The 17,255-nt window shown below is 26.4% G+C and carries 18 protein-coding genes; 6 read left to right on the forward strand and 12 right to left on the reverse strand.

What is annotated here, in order from left to right; translation table 11 throughout:
• Positions 1-33: 33 nt before the first annotated feature.
• Entirely contained in the window at positions 34-2,619 is a 2,586-nt protein-coding gene (locus tag H0H40_RS00820) for a UvrD-helicase domain-containing protein (protein WP_185869181.1), read from the forward strand.
• A 2-nt stretch (positions 2,620-2,621) separates the two neighbouring features.
• Here H0H40_RS00820 and lipA read toward each other — a convergent pair whose 3' ends face one another.
• Entirely contained in the window at positions 2,622-3,476 is an 855-nt protein-coding gene (gene lipA / locus H0H40_RS00825) for a lipoyl synthase (RefSeq protein ID WP_185869182.1), read from the reverse strand.
• An 82-nt stretch (positions 3,477-3,558) separates the two neighbouring features.
• Here lipA and H0H40_RS00830 point away from each other — a divergent pair, with 82 nt between their 5' ends.
• The 3 genes from H0H40_RS00830 to H0H40_RS00840 are packed head-to-tail and all read left to right on the forward strand — an operon-like array spanning position 3,559 to position 6,035.
• Positions 3,559-4,662, forward strand: coding sequence for a Nif3-like dinuclear metal center hexameric protein (locus H0H40_RS00830; protein WP_185869183.1), 1,104 nt, complete (start codon positions 3,559-3,561; stop codon positions 4,660-4,662).
• Between the two features lie 8 nt (positions 4,663-4,670).
• Complete coding sequence (locus H0H40_RS00835) at positions 4,671-5,462, forward strand: zinc ribbon domain-containing protein (protein ID WP_185869184.1); 792 nt, start codon at positions 4,671-4,673, stop codon at positions 5,460-5,462.
• Positions 5,463-5,477: 15 nt separating this feature from the next.
• On the forward strand, positions 5,478-6,035 hold the full coding sequence (locus tag H0H40_RS00840; RefSeq protein WP_185869185.1) for a thioredoxin family protein: 558 nt from the start codon (positions 5,478-5,480) through the stop codon (positions 6,033-6,035).
• On the opposite strand, the gene H0H40_RS00845 is transcribed toward H0H40_RS00840, so the two are convergent.
• The 4 genes from H0H40_RS00845 to H0H40_RS00860 are packed head-to-tail and all read right to left on the reverse strand — an operon-like array spanning position 6,019 to position 9,854.
• Entirely contained in the window at positions 6,019-7,023 is a 1,005-nt protein-coding gene (locus tag H0H40_RS00845; protein WP_185869186.1) for a DHH family phosphoesterase, read from the reverse strand. The genes H0H40_RS00840 and H0H40_RS00845 overlap by 17 nt on opposite strands.
• 1 nt (position 7,024) lies before the next feature.
• Entirely contained in the window at positions 7,025-8,443 is a 1,419-nt protein-coding gene (locus tag H0H40_RS00850) for a CCA tRNA nucleotidyltransferase (protein WP_185869187.1), read from the reverse strand.
• A gap of 7 nt (positions 8,444-8,450) precedes the next feature.
• The gene (locus H0H40_RS00855; protein WP_185869188.1) at positions 8,451-9,032 is read right to left on the reverse strand and encodes an L-threonylcarbamoyladenylate synthase; all 582 of its coding nucleotides are present in this window, start codon (positions 9,030-9,032) and stop codon (positions 8,451-8,453) included.
• On the reverse strand, positions 9,033-9,854 hold the full coding sequence (locus tag H0H40_RS00860) for a 2,3,4,5-tetrahydropyridine-2,6-dicarboxylate N-succinyltransferase (RefSeq protein ID WP_185869189.1): 822 nt from the start codon (positions 9,852-9,854) through the stop codon (positions 9,033-9,035). It abuts the gene before it with no gap.
• A gap of 82 nt (positions 9,855-9,936) precedes the next feature.
• On the opposite strand from H0H40_RS00860, the gene ruvX reads away from it, so the two are divergent.
• Together ruvX and def are read left to right on the forward strand one after the other, a co-directional pair.
• Positions 9,937-10,368, forward strand: coding sequence for a Holliday junction resolvase RuvX (gene ruvX / locus H0H40_RS00865; protein ID WP_185869190.1), 432 nt, complete (start codon positions 9,937-9,939; stop codon positions 10,366-10,368).
• Entirely contained in the window at positions 10,365-10,892 is a 528-nt protein-coding gene (def, locus tag H0H40_RS00870) for a peptide deformylase (protein ID WP_185869191.1), read from the forward strand. The genes ruvX and def overlap by 4 nt, the downstream gene beginning before the upstream one ends.
• Here the strand turns inward: def and rplT are convergent.
• Genes rplT through H0H40_RS00905 form a run of 7 tightly spaced genes read right to left on the reverse strand, consistent with a single transcriptional unit; the run spans position 10,887 to position 17,202 of the window.
• Positions 10,887-11,234: a 50S ribosomal protein L20 gene (rplT, locus tag H0H40_RS00875; RefSeq protein ID WP_185869192.1), complete on the reverse strand. Its 348-nt coding sequence runs from the start codon at positions 11,232-11,234 to the stop codon at positions 10,887-10,889. The genes def and rplT overlap by 6 nt on opposite strands.
• Positions 11,235-11,238: 4 nt before the next feature.
• On the reverse strand, positions 11,239-11,427 hold the full coding sequence (rpmI, locus tag H0H40_RS00880) for a 50S ribosomal protein L35 (protein ID WP_185869193.1): 189 nt from the start codon (positions 11,425-11,427) through the stop codon (positions 11,239-11,241).
• Between the two features lie 4 nt (positions 11,428-11,431).
• On the reverse strand, positions 11,432-11,965 hold the full coding sequence (gene infC / locus H0H40_RS00885) for a translation initiation factor IF-3 (protein ID WP_238785698.1): 534 nt from the start codon (positions 11,963-11,965) through the stop codon (positions 11,432-11,434).
• Positions 11,966-12,000: 35 nt separating this feature from the next.
• The gene (gene thrS / locus H0H40_RS00890; RefSeq protein WP_185869194.1) at positions 12,001-13,269 is read right to left on the reverse strand and encodes a threonine--tRNA ligase; all 1,269 of its coding nucleotides are present in this window, start codon (positions 13,267-13,269) and stop codon (positions 12,001-12,003) included.
• Between the two features lie 25 nt (positions 13,270-13,294).
• A complete protein-coding gene (locus H0H40_RS00895; RefSeq protein ID WP_185869195.1) occupies positions 13,295-14,038 on the reverse strand; it encodes an MIP/aquaporin family protein in 744 nt (247 codons plus the stop codon).
• Positions 14,039-14,067: 29 nt separating this feature from the next.
• The gene (gene glpK, locus H0H40_RS00900) at positions 14,068-15,564 is read right to left on the reverse strand and encodes a glycerol kinase GlpK (RefSeq protein WP_185869196.1); all 1,497 of its coding nucleotides are present in this window, start codon (positions 15,562-15,564) and stop codon (positions 14,068-14,070) included.
• A gap of 24 nt (positions 15,565-15,588) precedes the next feature.
• Complete coding sequence (locus tag H0H40_RS00905) at positions 15,589-17,202, reverse strand: glycerol-3-phosphate dehydrogenase/oxidase (RefSeq protein ID WP_185869197.1); 1,614 nt, start codon at positions 17,200-17,202, stop codon at positions 15,589-15,591.
• Positions 17,203-17,255 lie beyond the last annotated feature (53 nt).

The following is a 17,255-nucleotide window of genomic DNA, read 5'->3' on the forward strand; positions in this document are numbered from 1 at the left end:
TAAAATATATGAAAAAATTTTTTTGCGTAAACTATGCTTATTCCATCAACATTAAAGATATATAACGCTTCGGCAGGATCTGGGAAAACCTTCTTTTTAGTAAAAAATTATCTTTACGTTCTATTAAAAAGTCCTTATCCAGATGAATTTAAAAGAGTTTTAGCTTTGACTTTTACTAAAAAAGCTTCTGAAGAAATGAAAAAACGCATATTACAATGTTTTAAAGAGTTTTCAAATAAAAAAGTTAAAGAAGAATATTCTTCTTTGTTTGAAAATCTCACAAAAGATTTAAGATTATCAAAACATCAATTGTATGAACGTTCTAAAAAAATATTGTTTTCTATTTTACATGATTTTTCTTCTTTTTCTCAAAATACAAGTACAATAGATAAATTCACTTATAATATTGTTAGATCTTTTATTCTAAAAAAAGAAAAAAATTTGGAATTAGAAATGGATACTAACAGATTTCTATTGAATGTTGTAGAAAATCTATTATATAGATTAAAAGATTCAAAAAAATGGTCAAATATTTTAGTTCAATTTTCTCTGGAAAAATTAAAAAAAGGAAAAAACTGGGATGTAAGAAAAGAATTATTTAAAATAGCTAATCTTATGTTGAAAGAAAACAATTTTTTTCCAATAAAAGAAATTAAAAGTCATTCTTTAGAAGAATTCATACAATTAAAAAATTCTTTAATAAGAAGAACTCAAAAGTTTGAAAAACAATGCAATATACAAGGGGAAAAATTTTTTCTCTTTTTAAGAGAAACTTCCATTGAAAAAAATTTATTTCTACATTCAGATTTACCAAGACTTTTCCGAAAATTTCAAACTAAAAATATATTTTTTAATCCTTTTAATGAACGTCTTGAAAAACACATTCAAAAAAGAGTTTTTTATTCTAAAAATTCTAGACAGAAAAATCAAAAAATATTAATAGAAAGAAATCAAGAGAATATTATTTCCTTATATGAGGAAACAAAATCTATTTATAAAAAAAACATATCGTGTTATCTTTTAGATAAAATTCTTCTGAAGAATATCAATATACTATCGATAGTACATGAAATAGAAAAAGAATTCAATTTTTTAAAAAACGAAAAAAAAATTTTTCTGAATGCTGAGTTAAATAAAATTCTTTATGAAAGAATTCTTCAAGAAAAATTTCCTATGATTTATGAAAAAATAGGAACGGAATACAAATATTATTTTATAGATGAATTTCAAGATATTTCATTTTTGCAATGGAGTAATATTAGAATTTTAGTTGAAAATGCATTATCTGAAAATGGATCAGCTATGATAGTAGGAGATCCGAAACAATCTATATATAGATGGAGAGGTGGTGATGCAAAACAATTTATTCATTTAATTAATTATAAATCATTTTTTTATAAAAAAGACTTCAAAAGTTTAGACACAAATTTTCGTAGTTACGAGGAAATTGTAAAATTTAATAATTTATTTTATCAGTCTATATCCAAAATTTTCCATTCAAATACTTATCGAAATATATATCAAAATTCAAAACAAAAAATATTTAAGAAGAATGGAGGATATGTAGAAATAAATTTTCTAAAAAAAAAGGATAAGGACTACAAAGAATATATTTATTTTCAAGTAAAAAATAAGATTAAAAAATTATTGAAACAAAAATATGTTTTATCAGACATTGCTCTATTGGTTAGAAATAATAAAGAAGGCCACTTTTTATCTGAAAAACTTGTTGAAGATGGTATTAACGTAAACACTTCTGTTTCTTTATTAATAAAAAATCATTTAGAAATACAAATAATCATAAATTTACTTTATGTCATTGCTAACCCTCATTGTTATCAAAAAAGAGTTTCTTTAATTTTTCTTTTATTAAAACATAAATTCATTCGTTCTAAAAAAAATCATCACGATTTTATTATGGAAATAATATTTTTACCATTAGATCTTTTTTTAACAAAAATTACATCAAAAAATTCATTATCATTAGATAAATTATATAATAAATCCATATACAACATTGCAGAAGAAATAATTGAAGTTTTTGGTTTGTTAAACAAACAAAACATTGCATCTATTTATTCTTTTCTGGATTTGATTTATAGGTTTATGAGAAATTCAGAAAATTCTATTTTCGATTTTTTAAGTTATTGGGAATCTAAAAAAGAAAAAGAAAGCATTATGATTTCTGATCATAAAAATGCTATTCGTGTTATGACTATTCATAAATCTAAAGGATTGCAATTTCCTGTCGTTCTTCTTCCTTTTACTGATTGGGATTTTTTTTCTAAAAAAAAAGAAGAAGGATGGATCGACGTTAATCCTTATTTATATAATGGATTGAATACTATTTACTTGAAAATAGAATCATATCTCCAACGAATAAAACATGATAAAAAAATACGTAACTTTTATGAAAGTTACCTATTAAACACTGCATTTGAAAATATCAATCTATTATACGTTGCTACTACCCGTTCTATAGAACAATTGATATTATTTTCTAAACTAGAAAATGAAAAATCTGTCTCATTTTATATTAAAAATTTTCTTCGTGAAAGAAAAATATGGAATGAACAAAAATATAAATATTGTTTTGGAAAGGAAAAAAAAAATTCTTAATGTCACTTTACATGTTTTTCTGCATGATAAGAAGATCTAACCAAAGGACCGCTTTCTACATATTTAAATCCCATTTTTAATCCAATTTCTTTCAATTCTTTGAATTGTTCTGGGAGAACAAAAAAACGGATAGGATAATGCTTTAAAGAAGGACGTAAATATTGTCCCATTGTTAGAATATCTACTTTAGATTTTATCATATCTTTCATTGTTTCTATGATTTCTTCTTTTGTCTCTCCTAATCCTAACATAATTCCTGTTTTTGTACGAATTTTATGATTTTTTTCTTTAATGTATTGTAGAACTTCAAGACTTCTATTGTATTTAGCTTGAATGCGTATTTCTTTTGTTAATCTGAAAACTGTTTCCAGATTGTGAGAAATTACTTCTGGTTGAACATCAATAATTTTATCTATTATTTTTTTTTCTCCTTTAAAATCAGGGATTAAAGCTTCTATCGTTATATTTGAATTTAAATATCGTATTTCTTGTATAGTCTGTACCCATATAGAAGATCCCATATCCTTTAAATCGTCTCTATTAACAGAAGTTAATACAGCATGTTTTATATTTAATATTTTTATGGATTTCGCCACTTTTTTCGGTTCTTCCCAATCTACTTTTTCAGGACGACCCGTTTTTACTCCACAAAATCTACAAGATCTTGTACAAATATTTCCCAATATCATAAAAGTAGCTACTCCTTTTTCCCAACATTCTCCTATATTAGGACAGCTCCCACTCTGACAAATCGTATTTAATTTATGCAAAGAAACTAGTTTTTGTAGTTTATAATAATTTTTATTCATTGGTAATTTGACTTTGATCCATTTTGGTTTTTTGAAAAGAATATTCATAATTATTTTAATTTTGTTTATTATAATAATAATCAATTTTTTTTGATAAATTTGTTGATATAGGGATTTTTTAACATGTAATATGGAAGTATTTGTAAAAAATATAGCTGAAAAATTAGAAAATTTAGCACCTGTAGAATATGCTGATTATTATGACAATGTTGGACTGATAGTAGGATCTTACCATCAAAAGGTAAGTAACATATTAATTACTTTAGATCTTACTGAAGAAGTTTTTTATGAATCCATTAAGAAAAAGTGCAATTTGATAATATCCTTTCATCCTGTTATTTTTAAACCAATAAAAAATTTAATTGGAAAAACATTTTCAGAAAGAGTTCTAATTCATGCATTAAAAAATGATGTATCTATTTATGTTATTCATACAAATTTAGATTTCATATGGGAAGGAACTTCTGCCTATATATCGAAACTATTGAAAATTAATAAGGAAAGAGTTCTTATTCCAAAAAAAGGAACTATAAAAAAAATGATCACTTATGTTCCAGTTCATTATGCAGAAAAAGTAAGAAATTCTTTATTTGAAGCAGGAGCCGGAAAAATTTCCAATTATAGTCATTGCAGTTATAATTTTGATGGACTAGGAAGTTATATGGGAAACGATAAAACAAACCCATTTTCTGGAAAAAAAGGAATTCTTTCTATGGAAAAAGAAACTTGTATTGGTGTTATTTTTCCATCTCATAAATTAGATCACGTAAAAGATGCTCTTTTTAAAAATCATCCTTATGAAGAAGTAGCTTACGAAATTTTCAATATTGAAAATATTAACCCTTACATAGGGTTAGGATTCATAGGAAGTATAGAAAAAGAGATGAACGAAGATGACTTTTTATTCTTCCTAAAAAAGGAAATGAATTTTTTTTGTATTCGTCATTCTCATTTTGTAGGAAAAAAAATCAAGAAAATAGCTATAGTAACAGGATCTGGACGTTTTGGAATAGAATATGCTATAAAAGAAGAAGCAGATGTTTTTATATCTTCTGATTTAAAATACCATGATTTTTTTAAATCTGAAAAAAAAATATTGATAGTAGATGTAGGTCATTATGAATCAGAAAAAATTTCTAAAAATTTATTAAAATCTTTTTTAGACAAAAATTTTACTTCTATTTCTATTTATGAATCGAAGGTTAATACTAATCCAGTTAAATATTTTTATTGATATTATTTATGTCCCGTAAAATACAAGAAGCTATCACAGTAGTAGATAAATTAAGAGCATTGTATAATCTTCAATTAATAGATTCTCGTATAGATGAAATACGAAAATTTCGAAGAAATGTTCCCATGGAAATAAAAAGTTTGGAAGAAGAATTAAATAAAATGAAAAAAAATATAGAAGATATCCGTGAAGATATTCTTTCTATAAAAGAAAATATAGATAAACAAAACAAAAATATTAAATCTTCAGAAAAATTAATTAAAAAATATGAAAAACAGAAAGATAATGTAAAAAATCATAAAGAATTATATTCTCTTGATAAAGAAATAGATTATCAAAAATTGGAGATTCAGTTATCCAAAAAAATAATCAAAGAATTGAATATAAAAATCAATAAAAGAAAAGATATTCTAGAAAAAAAAGAAGATTTTTTGAAAAAAAAAGAAGAACATCTTTTTCACAAAAAGAAAGAATTGAAGAGTATTCTATTAGAAAATGACAAAGAAGAAAAAATACTTAGGGAGAAATCTTTATGTTTCTCTAAAAAAGTTGATAATAGTTTATTACAAATTTATAAAAAAATAAGAAGTGGAGTCAAAAATGGATTGGCTATTGCTCCAGTACAAAGAGGGGCTCCATTGGGATCTTATCTAGCAATAACACCTCAAAAATATTCAGAATTAATACAACGCAATAAACTTTTAATAGATGAACACAGTGGAAGAATATTAATAGATTCTGAATTAGCTGAAGAAGAAGAGAAAAAATCTCTTGTTTTTTGTTCTAAAATAAAAAAATAATAAAATCAATAAATTATGGTATTAACTTACTCTTCTAGTGAAATTAAAATGCAAATAAAAGATTTTAACTTATTAGAAGTTTCTTCAGGGAAGAAAAAATCCATGAAAGACTTTTTTTCGAGTAAAGCAACTGTAATTATGTTTATTTGTAATCATTGTCCGTATGTCAAACATATCAATGCAGAGTTAGTGCGTTTATCTAACGATTTTATTAAAAAAGGAGTTTCATTTTTAGCTATCAGCTCTAATGATGAAGAAAAATATCCAGAGGACTCTCCGGAAAACATGAAAAAAATACATCATAAATTAGCTTATCCTTTTCCTTATTTTTTTGATGAAAAACAAGATGTAGCTAGATATTATTGTGCAAAATGTACTCCAGAATTTTTCATTTTTTCTGGAAAAGGAAATTTGTATTATCATGGTCAACTAGATGATTCTCGTCCTGATAATGACATACCAGTAACAGGGTTAGATGTAAGAAATGTATTAAAAAATATTTTGAAAGGAACGAATATAAATAGTCCAATTTCGAAATTAAGTTACGGATGTAATATCAAATGGAAAACATAAGATTTCTATGATAATTAGGAATAATTTTTAAAAAATACTCAATGGATTCAGATAAACTTTTTTCTGAAATACCTCCTGCTGCATTTTTATGTCCTCCTCCTCCAAAATGATCTCTTGCAAACTTATTAACATCAAAATTCCCTTTAGAACGAAAAGAAATTTTAATTGGATATTTCTTTCTTTCTTCAAAAAAGAAAACAGAAAAAATAATGTTTTTTATTCCTAATCCATATGTAGGAATACCTTCAGTATCTCCTTCTTGATAAGAATAGTAATTTCTATCATAAGCATTGATACTTGTGTAAGCTGTGCGATATTTTTTTATTGTTTTTAGTCTTTTCAATGCTTTAGATAATAATTTTAATTTATTTTCATTGTATTTCTCTTGCAGATGATTATATATATCATTTATATCAATGCCCTTTTCTATTAAATTTCCGGCAATAAAATGAGTTTCTGAAGTAATAGAAGGAAAACGAAAGTAACCTGTGTCAGTCATTAATCCAACGTATAGACATGTAGCTATTTTTTTATCTATTTTATCCAAATGATTCATTTGAGATATAAATCTGAAAACTAAAATACTAGTAGCTGCAACTGTTGAATCAGAAAACATAAAATCGAAAAGAAATGGAGAAGGGTGATGATCTATTAGTACTTTTTTTGCCTTTGAAAATACAAGAAATTTTTCTAAATTTTTTATTCTTGATAGATTATTAAAATCTACAAAGAAAACATAATCAGAATTTATAATTTTCTTTTTTACTAAAGATTGAGTTTTTTCTGATAAAATAATAATATTTCCGGTTCCTGGAAGCCATTGAAAAAATTCAGAATATGCTGTTGGAGATATTAAATCTACATCATGTTTAAGTTTTCTTAAATAAAATAAAAGAGCTAAAGAGGATCCTAAAGCATCACCATCCGGATTATTATGTGGCAATATAACTATTTTTTTTTTGTTTGTTCCATTAATACTAGAAAACATGTTATTTCTTTTTTAAACCTAATTCTTCTCCTTTTTTTAACATAAGAAGATAAGCAGAATGAAATTCGTTAGATATTTTACCTTCCAAAATAGAATCTTTAATAAAATTTTTTATGATTCCTATCTTTCTACATGGATCAATATGAAAAACTTTCATGATATCATTTCCTGATATAGGGGATCTCCAATTTCTGATTCTATCTTTTTCTTCCAATTTTTTAATTCTTTCCATAAGAAGATAAATATTTTTTTTATATTTTCTCCTTTTTTCTATATTATTCGTAGTAATATCAGCGATACATAATTTCATTAAATCTTCTATATCTTCACCAAGATCAAACAATAATCTACGTATAGAAGAATCACTAGTATTATTTCCTATTAATGCTATAGGTTTATAACTGTGTTGAATAATCTTCTTCACATATTTCATGGTATTACCCTTTGGTAGTTTCAACCGATGGAATATATTCTGTGCAATTTTTGATCCTACAAATTCATGAGAATGAAAAGACCAACCTATTTTTGGTAAAAATTTTTTTGTATAGGATTTTCCGATATCGTGAAGCAATGCCGCCCATCTTAACCAAAGAGAATTAGTTTTTATTTTACTAATGTTATCTACTACTTGCAAAGTATGATAAAAATTATCTTTGTGTTTCCATCCATTTTTTTCTTCTATTCCTCTTAACAAAATTAATTCTGGTAATATAATTGACAATAATCCAGACTCATATAATAACAATAATCCTCTAGAAGGAGTTTCAGATAATAGAATTTTATTAAACTCTTCTATAATTCTTTCTATAGAAACAATATTTATTCTATTCTTGTTCTTCTGAATAGATTTAAATGAGTATTTTTCAATTGTAAATTGAAGTTGCGTCGCAAATCTAATAGCTCGCATCATTCGTAATGGATCGTCAGAATAAGTAATATCTGAATTTAATGGAGTTCTTAATATTTTTTTTTTTAAATCTAACAATCCTCCAAATGGATCAATCAATTTACCATAATTATCACGATTTAAACTAATAGCTAAAGCATTGATTGTAAAGTCTCTCCTATTTTGATCATCTCGTAGTGAACCTAATTCTACAAAAGGTCTCCTACTAGAAAAATGATATGATTCTTTCCTAGATCCAACAAATTCTATTTTCTGATTTCCGTATTTTAACATAGCAGTTCCAAAACGTTTAAATATCCTTATTTTAGGATAAGGTTTAATATATTTAGAAACTTCCTTAGCTAATCTAATTCCTTCTCCTATAGTTAAAATATCTAAATCTTCTGATTTCATTCTTCCTAACAAAAAATCTCTTACATAACCTCCTACTACGTAACTATCTTGTTTTATTTTTTTAGCAGAAAGACTGACGATACGGAATATGTTTTTATGAAGGGCAGATGACAAATTCATTACTGAACTACATACGTAATATTTTTACCTTATTTGAAACAATCTTTATAATTGATGAGCTACTATAAGTAGCTATTTCTTTTCTTCTAAAATTCACAGCATAATCTATTTTTTTTACAATAAAAGAATTTATTTCAGAAAATGATGTAGGAGCAGCAAATCCTGATAAATTTGCAGAAGTAGAAATAATTGGACTATCAAAATTTCGTATTAAACAAACACAAAATGGATCATGTGTTAAACGAACGGCTAAAGTATCATTTTTTAAATTAGATCCTATTTTTATTTTGCTAACGTTAACATGATCGTACACGATGGTAATAGGTTTTTTTTTGATAAAATTATCAAGAATAATTTTTCTAGTAATATTCGTAATATTTCCTACCAACTGATGTAATCTATCCATGCTTTCTACTAAAACAATCATAGATTTAGAAAAATCTCTATTCTTAATTTTACATATTTTTTTAATAGCATGTATATTAAATGCGTCACATCCTAATCCCCATACAGTATCTGTAGGATATAACAAACTCTTTCCTTTTTTTAAAATATCAGTACTTTTTTTTATTTCTTCGTAAAAAGACATTTAAATTACTAATTTGTGAGTTCTTAATGCATCATTCAATGATGTTTTTTCATCCGTACTTTTTTTTCTCTTTCCTATAATCATAGCGCATGGAACATAATATATTCCTGAAGGAAATTTTTTTGGATAAGAACCAGGAATAACAACAGAATACTTAGGAATAAATCCTTTAAATTCAATAGCGTTATTATCATTAGTAACATCAAAAATTTTAGTAGAAGATGTTAAAACAACATTTGCTCCTAAAACAGCACCTTTTTTTATTAATACTCCTTCTACTAGAATACATCTAGATCCAATAAAAACATCATCTTCTATTATTACAGGATTATCTTGTAATGGTTCTAAGACTCCCCCTATTCCTACTCCACCGCTTATATGAACACGGGATCCAACTTGAGCACAACTACCTACTGTAGCCCATGTATCTATCATTGTTTCTTTTCCTATATAAGCGCCTATATTAATATAAGAAGGCATAAGTATTACTCCTTGTGATATATACGAACCATAACGTGCTATAGCATGAGGTACGACGCGAACATTTTTTTCTCGAAATTTATTTTTGATAGGTATTTTATCATAAAACTCTAATGGTCCTAATTCTATAACATTCATTTTTTTAATAGAAAAATACATTATGATTGCTTTTTTTACCCATTCATTAACTATCCATTTTTCATTTAAAAAATCAGACACTCTTATTATTCCATTTTCTAGATGATCAATAACCTGAATAATTACATTTTTCATATTAGTGGTAGACCAATCTTTTTGATCCCAAGCTTTTTCTATCTCTAATTTTAATTTTTTCACTTTCATAAAGTTTGATGAAAACAAAAATAGTAAAATAAAATAAGATAACAAGTATATATATTTGTCATAGTAGTCATAAGTAATAAAGATGTCCAAAATATTGGGAATAGATTATGGAAAAGTAATAACAGGTTTATCTATAACTGATAATAAACAAGTATTCGCTTTTGGATTGGATGCTATTCCAACTAAACAATTAATGAATTTTTTAGAATCTTTCTTTTTTAACGAAAAAATTGATAAAATCGTTATAGGTTTACCTAAGAAATTAAATAATCAAAAAGAAATATTAATAGAAACAGATATTCAAGCATTTATAAATAAATTCTGTATAAAATATCCTAAAATTATTATAGAAAGATTAGACGAGCGTTTTACGTCTAAAATAGCTTTTAATACTATGATAGAATTAGGTTTAAAGAAAAAAAAAAGAAGAAAAAAAGCAATTTTAAATAAAATTAGTGCTATTATTATTTTACAATCTTATCTCGCAAAAAAAGAAAAAGAAATTAATTTATGATATTACCTATAGTTCTTTATGGAGATCCTATTTTAAGAAAAAAATGTTCGAATATAAATTTATCTTCTTGTAAAGAAAAGATCAACCTTTTAATAAAAGATATGTTTGAAACTATACATAAAGAAAAAGGAATAGGATTGGCTGCCCCACAAATTGGAAAAAATATACGTCTTTTTATAGTAGAAACCCCTTATTTAGACGGAAAAAATATAAGTAATTATAAGGAAGTTTTCATTAATGCTAAAATATTAAAAATTCATGGAAAAGAGTACAAATTTAATGAAGGATGTCTTAGCATTCCTGGTATAATGGGATATATAAAAAGAAAATCTAATGTATTGATCGAATATTATGACCATAATTGGAAGAAACAAAAAAAAACTATAACCGGTATATGTGCTAGAGTTATTTTACATGAATATGATCATCTTGATGGAAAACTTTTTATAGATTACTTTTCTTACAAAAGAAAAAAATTAATAAAAAATAAATTGATTAGTTTGTCAGAAATGAGTTCTTCATGAAGAAATATAATTCACTATTTTTTTGAAAGTATTAGGCTCATTCATAGAAAAATCTGAAAGTATTTTTCTATTTATTTTAATTTTTTTATCGTATAATTTTTTCATAAAAATAGAATAAGATATTCCATACTGACGTACTCCGGCATTAATACGTTGAATCCAAAGAGATCTAAAATCTCTTTTCTTTTTTTTTCTTCCTGAAAAAGCATATATAAAAGATTTTTCTACTGCATTTTTAGCAACTGTATAAACTTTACTTCTTGAGCCATAAAAACCTTTTGCTGATTTTAGTATTTTTTTTCTTCTTCGTCTAGAAGAAACTGAATTTGTGGATCTTGGCATTATTTTATATTTGTTTTTTTATATTTTTTCGATCTGATTGATTCAATATATTAAATTTAGAAAGATGACGTTTTCTTCTTTTCGATTTTTTAGTTAAAAGATGATTTTTGAATGCATATTTTTTTTTTATATATCCATTAGACGTTTTCTTAAATCTTTTTTTTGATCCAGATTTTGTTTTCAATTTTGTCATATTTTTAAAACTTTTTGGGAGACAATATTATATACATTCTTTTCCCTTCCATAACTGGCATTTGTTCCACTTTTCCATATTCCTCAATTTCTTCTGCGAATTTTAACAATTTTATTTTTCCTTGATCTTTATATACTATAGAACGACCTTTAAAAAAAACAAAAACTTTCACTTTATCTCCACGCATTAAAAATTTTTCAGCGCTTTTTATCTTTACTTTTCCATCATGATCCCCTATTTGTGGACCAAATCTTATTTCTTTAGTATTTACTTTAGTTTGTTTTGCTTTAAATTGTTTTTTTCTTTTTTTTTGTTCATATAAGAACTTTTTATAATCCAATATTTTACATACTGGTGGTTCCAATTTAGGATTAATTTCAACTAAATCTAATTCTCTTTCTCTAGAAAATTGAAGAGCTTCTTGGATAGAGTAAACTCCATTTTTTATAGACGAATCACCAACCAGACGAATTTTTTTAGAATTAATATTTTCATTAATCCTATGTTCTTCTTTTTTTTGTGGAAATGGTCTAAAAATTCTTTTTTTCTTTTTTCCTCTTGAAAACTTCTTTTTTATAATAGTTTTATAGTTTTAGTTTTTAAATTTATTTCATCAAAAATAGTTTCTATTCCTTTGGGAACAGAAAATGTTCCTATATGTCCTAACCTATGACGCCGCAATGAAATCATTTTATTTTTTTCTTCTTTTTCACCCAAAATAATCATATAAGGAATTTTATTACTTTCAGAGTCTCTAATTTTTTTGTTAATTTTTTCATTTCTATTATCAACAAATACTCGAATATTATAATCCAGCATCAAATTTAAAATTTTTTTTGCATAAATTATATATTTATTACTTATAGGAAGTATGACTGCTTGATTAGGAGCTATCCATGATGGAATATTACCTTTGGTATGTTCTATCATAATGGCGATAATCCTTTCTAAAGAACCAAAAGGAGCTCTATGTATCATAACTGGACGAAATTTTTCATTATTCTTTCCCTTATAATATAAATCAAACCTTTCAGGTAGATTATAATCTACTTGAATAGTTCCAAGTTGCCAACTTCTTCCTAGGGAATCTTTAATAATAAAATCCAGTTTTGGACCATAAAATGCTGCTTCCCCATAATTAATAGATGCTTTAATTTTTTCTTCTTTAACTGCTTTCAATATAGCTTCCTCTGCTTTTTCCCAATTTTTTTCTGATCCAATATATTTATCTATTTTTTTTGTATCTCTAAGAGATATTCTAACTGTATATTCAGAAAAACCTAAACATTGAAAAACATAAAAAACTAAATTAATAACCTTTTTAAATTCTTCTAATAATTGATCATGTGTACAAAAAATATGTGCGTCATCTTGAGTAAAACACCTAACTCTAGTTAAACCATGAAGTTCTCCACTCTGTTCGTAACGATATACTGTTCCAAATTCAGAAAAACGTTTAGGAAGATCTCTATAAGACCATTCTTGAGAACGATAAATTTCACAATGATGAGGACAATTCATAGGTTTCAATAAAAATTCCTCACCTTTGTGAGGTGTATGGATAGATTTAAAATTATCTTTTCCATACATTTCCCAATGACCACTTCTAACATACAGTTTTTTATGTCCAATATGAGGAGTTACTACCATTTCATATCCAGATTTTTTTTGAATATCAGTTAAAAATTCTTCTAAATTTTTTCTAAAAATTGCCCCTAAAGGCAACCATAGAGGTAGTCCACTTCCTACTCTATTAGAAAAAATAAAAAATTTTAGTTTTTTCCCTATTTTTCTATGATCTACAGTATTGGTTTCTTCTTTTAAAGAATATGATTTATCCATTAAAAAAAAGTTACAAATTTTTTTATCATGATAAAAATAAATATAATGTTGAAGCTATTAAACACCCCAAAATAGGACCTAATACAGGAACAAATGCATAATCCCAGTTACTTTTTCCTTTTCCAGGAATTGGAATGATAGAATATATAATTCTCGGACCTAAATCACGAGCAGGATTAATAGCTGAACCAGTATTTCCTCCTAATGATAAAACAACACCTAATAATACTAAAGAAGGTAATAATGCCCCTAAAGATCCTAAACCTATAGGATATTTATTTTCTTTCAAAAAAAGGGTACCCTCTACTGTTAGGTATAAAGAAATGAATATAAAAATAAAAGTAGATAATACTTCACTTAAAAAGTTAGAAAATAAATTCTTTATAGAAGGAACTGTAACAAAAACAGATAGTTTATCTTGTTCTTTTTCCGTTTTTACAAAATGATCCTTATACAAAAACCATACAAATAAAGATCCTAACATAGCTCCAATTAATTGAGCAATTATATAAAATGGAACCATATTCCAATTGAATTTTCCAATTATAGCAAAACTTATTGTAACACATGGATTCAAATGAGCTCCACTATAAGGAGCAGAAACTATTATTCCCATAAAGACGGCTAATGACCATCCTATGGTAATCGTTAGCCATTCTACATTACGGCTGTGACCTTTAGTTTTTGACAAAATTACATTTGCTACTACTCCATTTCCTAAAAGAACCAAAATCATTGTTCCTATAATTTCTCCATATATTTTTGTCATTTTATTTTATTTTTTATATATTGACAATATTATTGACAAGACCATGAACGAGTTGCTTTTACCGCTTTTTCCCATCCTTTAATTCTTTCTAAACGATTAGACATTTTTTTCGGTTCAAAAATATGTTCTAATTGCCATTTTTTTTGAATATCTTCAAGACCGGTCCAATAATTTACAGATAATCCAGCTAAATAAGCTGCTCCAGCCGCTGTAAGCTCTGATATTTTAGACTTTACTACTCTTACATTTAAGATATCAGACTGAAATTGCATTAGTAATTTATTTACTGTTGCTCCTCCATCTACACGAAGTTCCTTTATAGAAATTCCAGAATCTGCTTCCATAGCTTTCAAAACATCCATATTTTGAAAAGCAATACTTTCTAAAGCGGCTCTAACAAAATGAGCAGAAGAAGTTCCTCTTGTTATTCCAACAATAGTTCCTCTAGCTTTTTGATCCCAATAAGGAGCTCCTAAACCTGAAAAAGCTGGAACCAAATATAACCCTTCTGTATTCTTGACTGAAGAAGCTAAAATTTCTGCTTCATTTGAAGATAAAAGTAATCCTAATCCATCCCTTAGCCACTGTACAACAGCACCCGCAATAAAAACACTTCCTTCTAGTGCATATTGAACTTGATTTTGAATTTTCCAAGCAATAGTGGTTATTAAATTATTTTGAGAAAAAACAGGTTTGTCTCCTACATTCATTAACATAAAACAACCTGTTCCATAAGTATTTTTTACCATTCCAACTTTAGTGCACATCTGACCAAAAAGAGAAGCTTGTTGATCCCCCGCAATTCCTGATATAGGAATTTTATGAGAAAGAATGTGTCCTGTAGTATATCCAAAAATTTCACTAGAAGATTTAACTTCTGGAAGCATTGTTATAGGAATATCAAACAGATCAATTAATTCTTGATCCCAACTGAGTGTATGAATATTAAAAAGCATAGTACGAGATGCGTTAGTGACATCTGTCACATGAATTTCTTTTCCTGTTAAATTCCATATTAACCATGAATCTATAGTTCCAAAAGCTAAAGATCCAGAATTAGCTTTTTTTCTTGCTTCTGGAACATTATCTAATATCCATTTAATTTTTGTTGCGGAAAAATAAGGATCTATGATTAGACCTGTTTTTTTCCTAATCATTTCAGTTAATCCTTCTTTTTTAAGAAGATCACAATATTTATATGTACGTCTATCTTGCCAAACTATAGCATTAAAAATAGGCTCTCCAGTTTTCCTTTCCCAGACTACAGTAGTTTCTCTTTGATTGGTAATTCCTATCGAAACAATATTTTGACCTTCTAAATTTGCTTTTAAAATTGCCTCTAAAGCAACTGAAGCCTGAGTAGACCATATCTCTTCTGCATTATGTTCAACCCATCCAGGATAAGGATAAATTTGTGTAAATTCTCTTTGAGCTACGGAAATAATATTCCCAATCTTATCAAAGATGATAGCTCTAGAACTAGTAGTTCCCTGATCTAATGATAGCACATATTTTTTCATAAACATATGATGAATAAAGGTGTTACAACATCAAGCAATCGGATAATAGTACCGAACAGCTAACTTTTTGAAAGCAGCTATTTGTGATTTTTCCCATTTTTCATCTTTAGATAGTTCTTTAGCCATTAACTTTGCTACTCTTGGCGCTATATTTATTGCTTCCTTCGCATTCAAAAACAATAAACGAAACCTTCTTGCCAAAACATCTTCCACTGTTCTAGCCATTTCATAACGAACCATCCATATAACTTCTGCTTCCGTACAATAATAATAAGAAGTAGCATTCTGATATTTTGGGATCAAGGGTGTTTCTAATAATGGATTTTCCTCAATTAATTTTTTTATATGATATTCATCCTCTCCATATTTTTTCCAATGATAATTTTCGTTTTTATATGAATAATTTGATCCATAAATTCTAATATTTTTTGTAATAGAAGGTATTTTATCTAATTTTCCTATTTCAATAGCTTTATTAACAGTTTCTTCTGCCATTTTTCTATACGTAGTCCATTTTCCACCTATAATGCTTATTAATCCGGATGAACTAATCATAAGTTTATGTGATCTAGAAATATCTTTTGTTTTAGTAGAAACAGAAGAATCACTAGAAACAAAAAGAGGACGTAATCCAGAAAAAGCGCTGAGAATATCAGTTTTTTTTGGTGGTGAAACAAAATATTTGTTAAAAGTTTGCAAAATAAAATCTATTTCCTCTTCTAAAGGCTTCGGTTCAAGAACACTTTTTTTTAAAAAAGTATCTGTAGTCCCTACTAACACATGATTGTACCATGGAACACAAAATAATATTCTTCCATCCGAAGTTTTTGGAATAACTACTGCATTTGAACTGCTAAAAAAAGATTTATTTAATACAATATGAGTTCCTTGACTAGGTTTTATTAAAATAGGGCATTCTGACTCATCCATTCTAGAAATAGAATCAGAAAAAACTCCAGTAGCATTTATAACTATTTTTGAATAAATAGAATACTTTTTTTGAGTTTCAAGATCATAAGCGACAACTCCAGATACTCTATTACCAACCTTTTTTATAAGATTTTTGACTTGAAAATAATTTAGAAGAATTCCACCCTTTTGAACACAAGTTTGTGCTAGATTAATAGCTAAACGAGCATCATCAAATTGACCATCATAATATAAAATTCCTCCTTTTAAATTATTTGTTTTTAATTCAGGAAAATTTTTAATTATTTCATTTTTTGATAAAAATTGAGACTTTCCAAAACTTAATGATCCAGATAAACATTCATATAGTTTTAATCCAGTCCAATATAAAATTCCCATTTTCCAACTGAAAATTGGAATAATAAATTTTTGCTTTTTCACTAAATGAGGAGCATTTTTTAACAAAAGACCTCTTTCTTGTAATGCTTCATAAACTAATTTTATATTTCCTTGAGATAAATACCGTATTCCTCCGTGAACTAATTTTGTACTACGACTTGAAGTTCCTTTAGAAAAATCAGATTGTTCTAAAAGAAGAGTTTTATATCCCCTGGAAGAAGAATCCAAAGCTATGCCTAATCCTGTAGCTCCTCCTCCAATAATGATAATATCCCAAATATTGACATTCTCCAAAATATTCAAAAACCTATCTCTATTTAAAAAACCTTTCATCATATTTCATTCATATCAAATTCCAAACGGAATATTTTTCCTATTGGGGTTTTGAA

It is taken from the genome of Blattabacterium cuenoti (genome assembly GCF_014252295.1).
In the GTDB taxonomy this organism is placed as follows: domain Bacteria; phylum Bacteroidota; class Bacteroidia; order Flavobacteriales; family Blattabacteriaceae; genus Blattabacterium; species Blattabacterium cuenoti_V.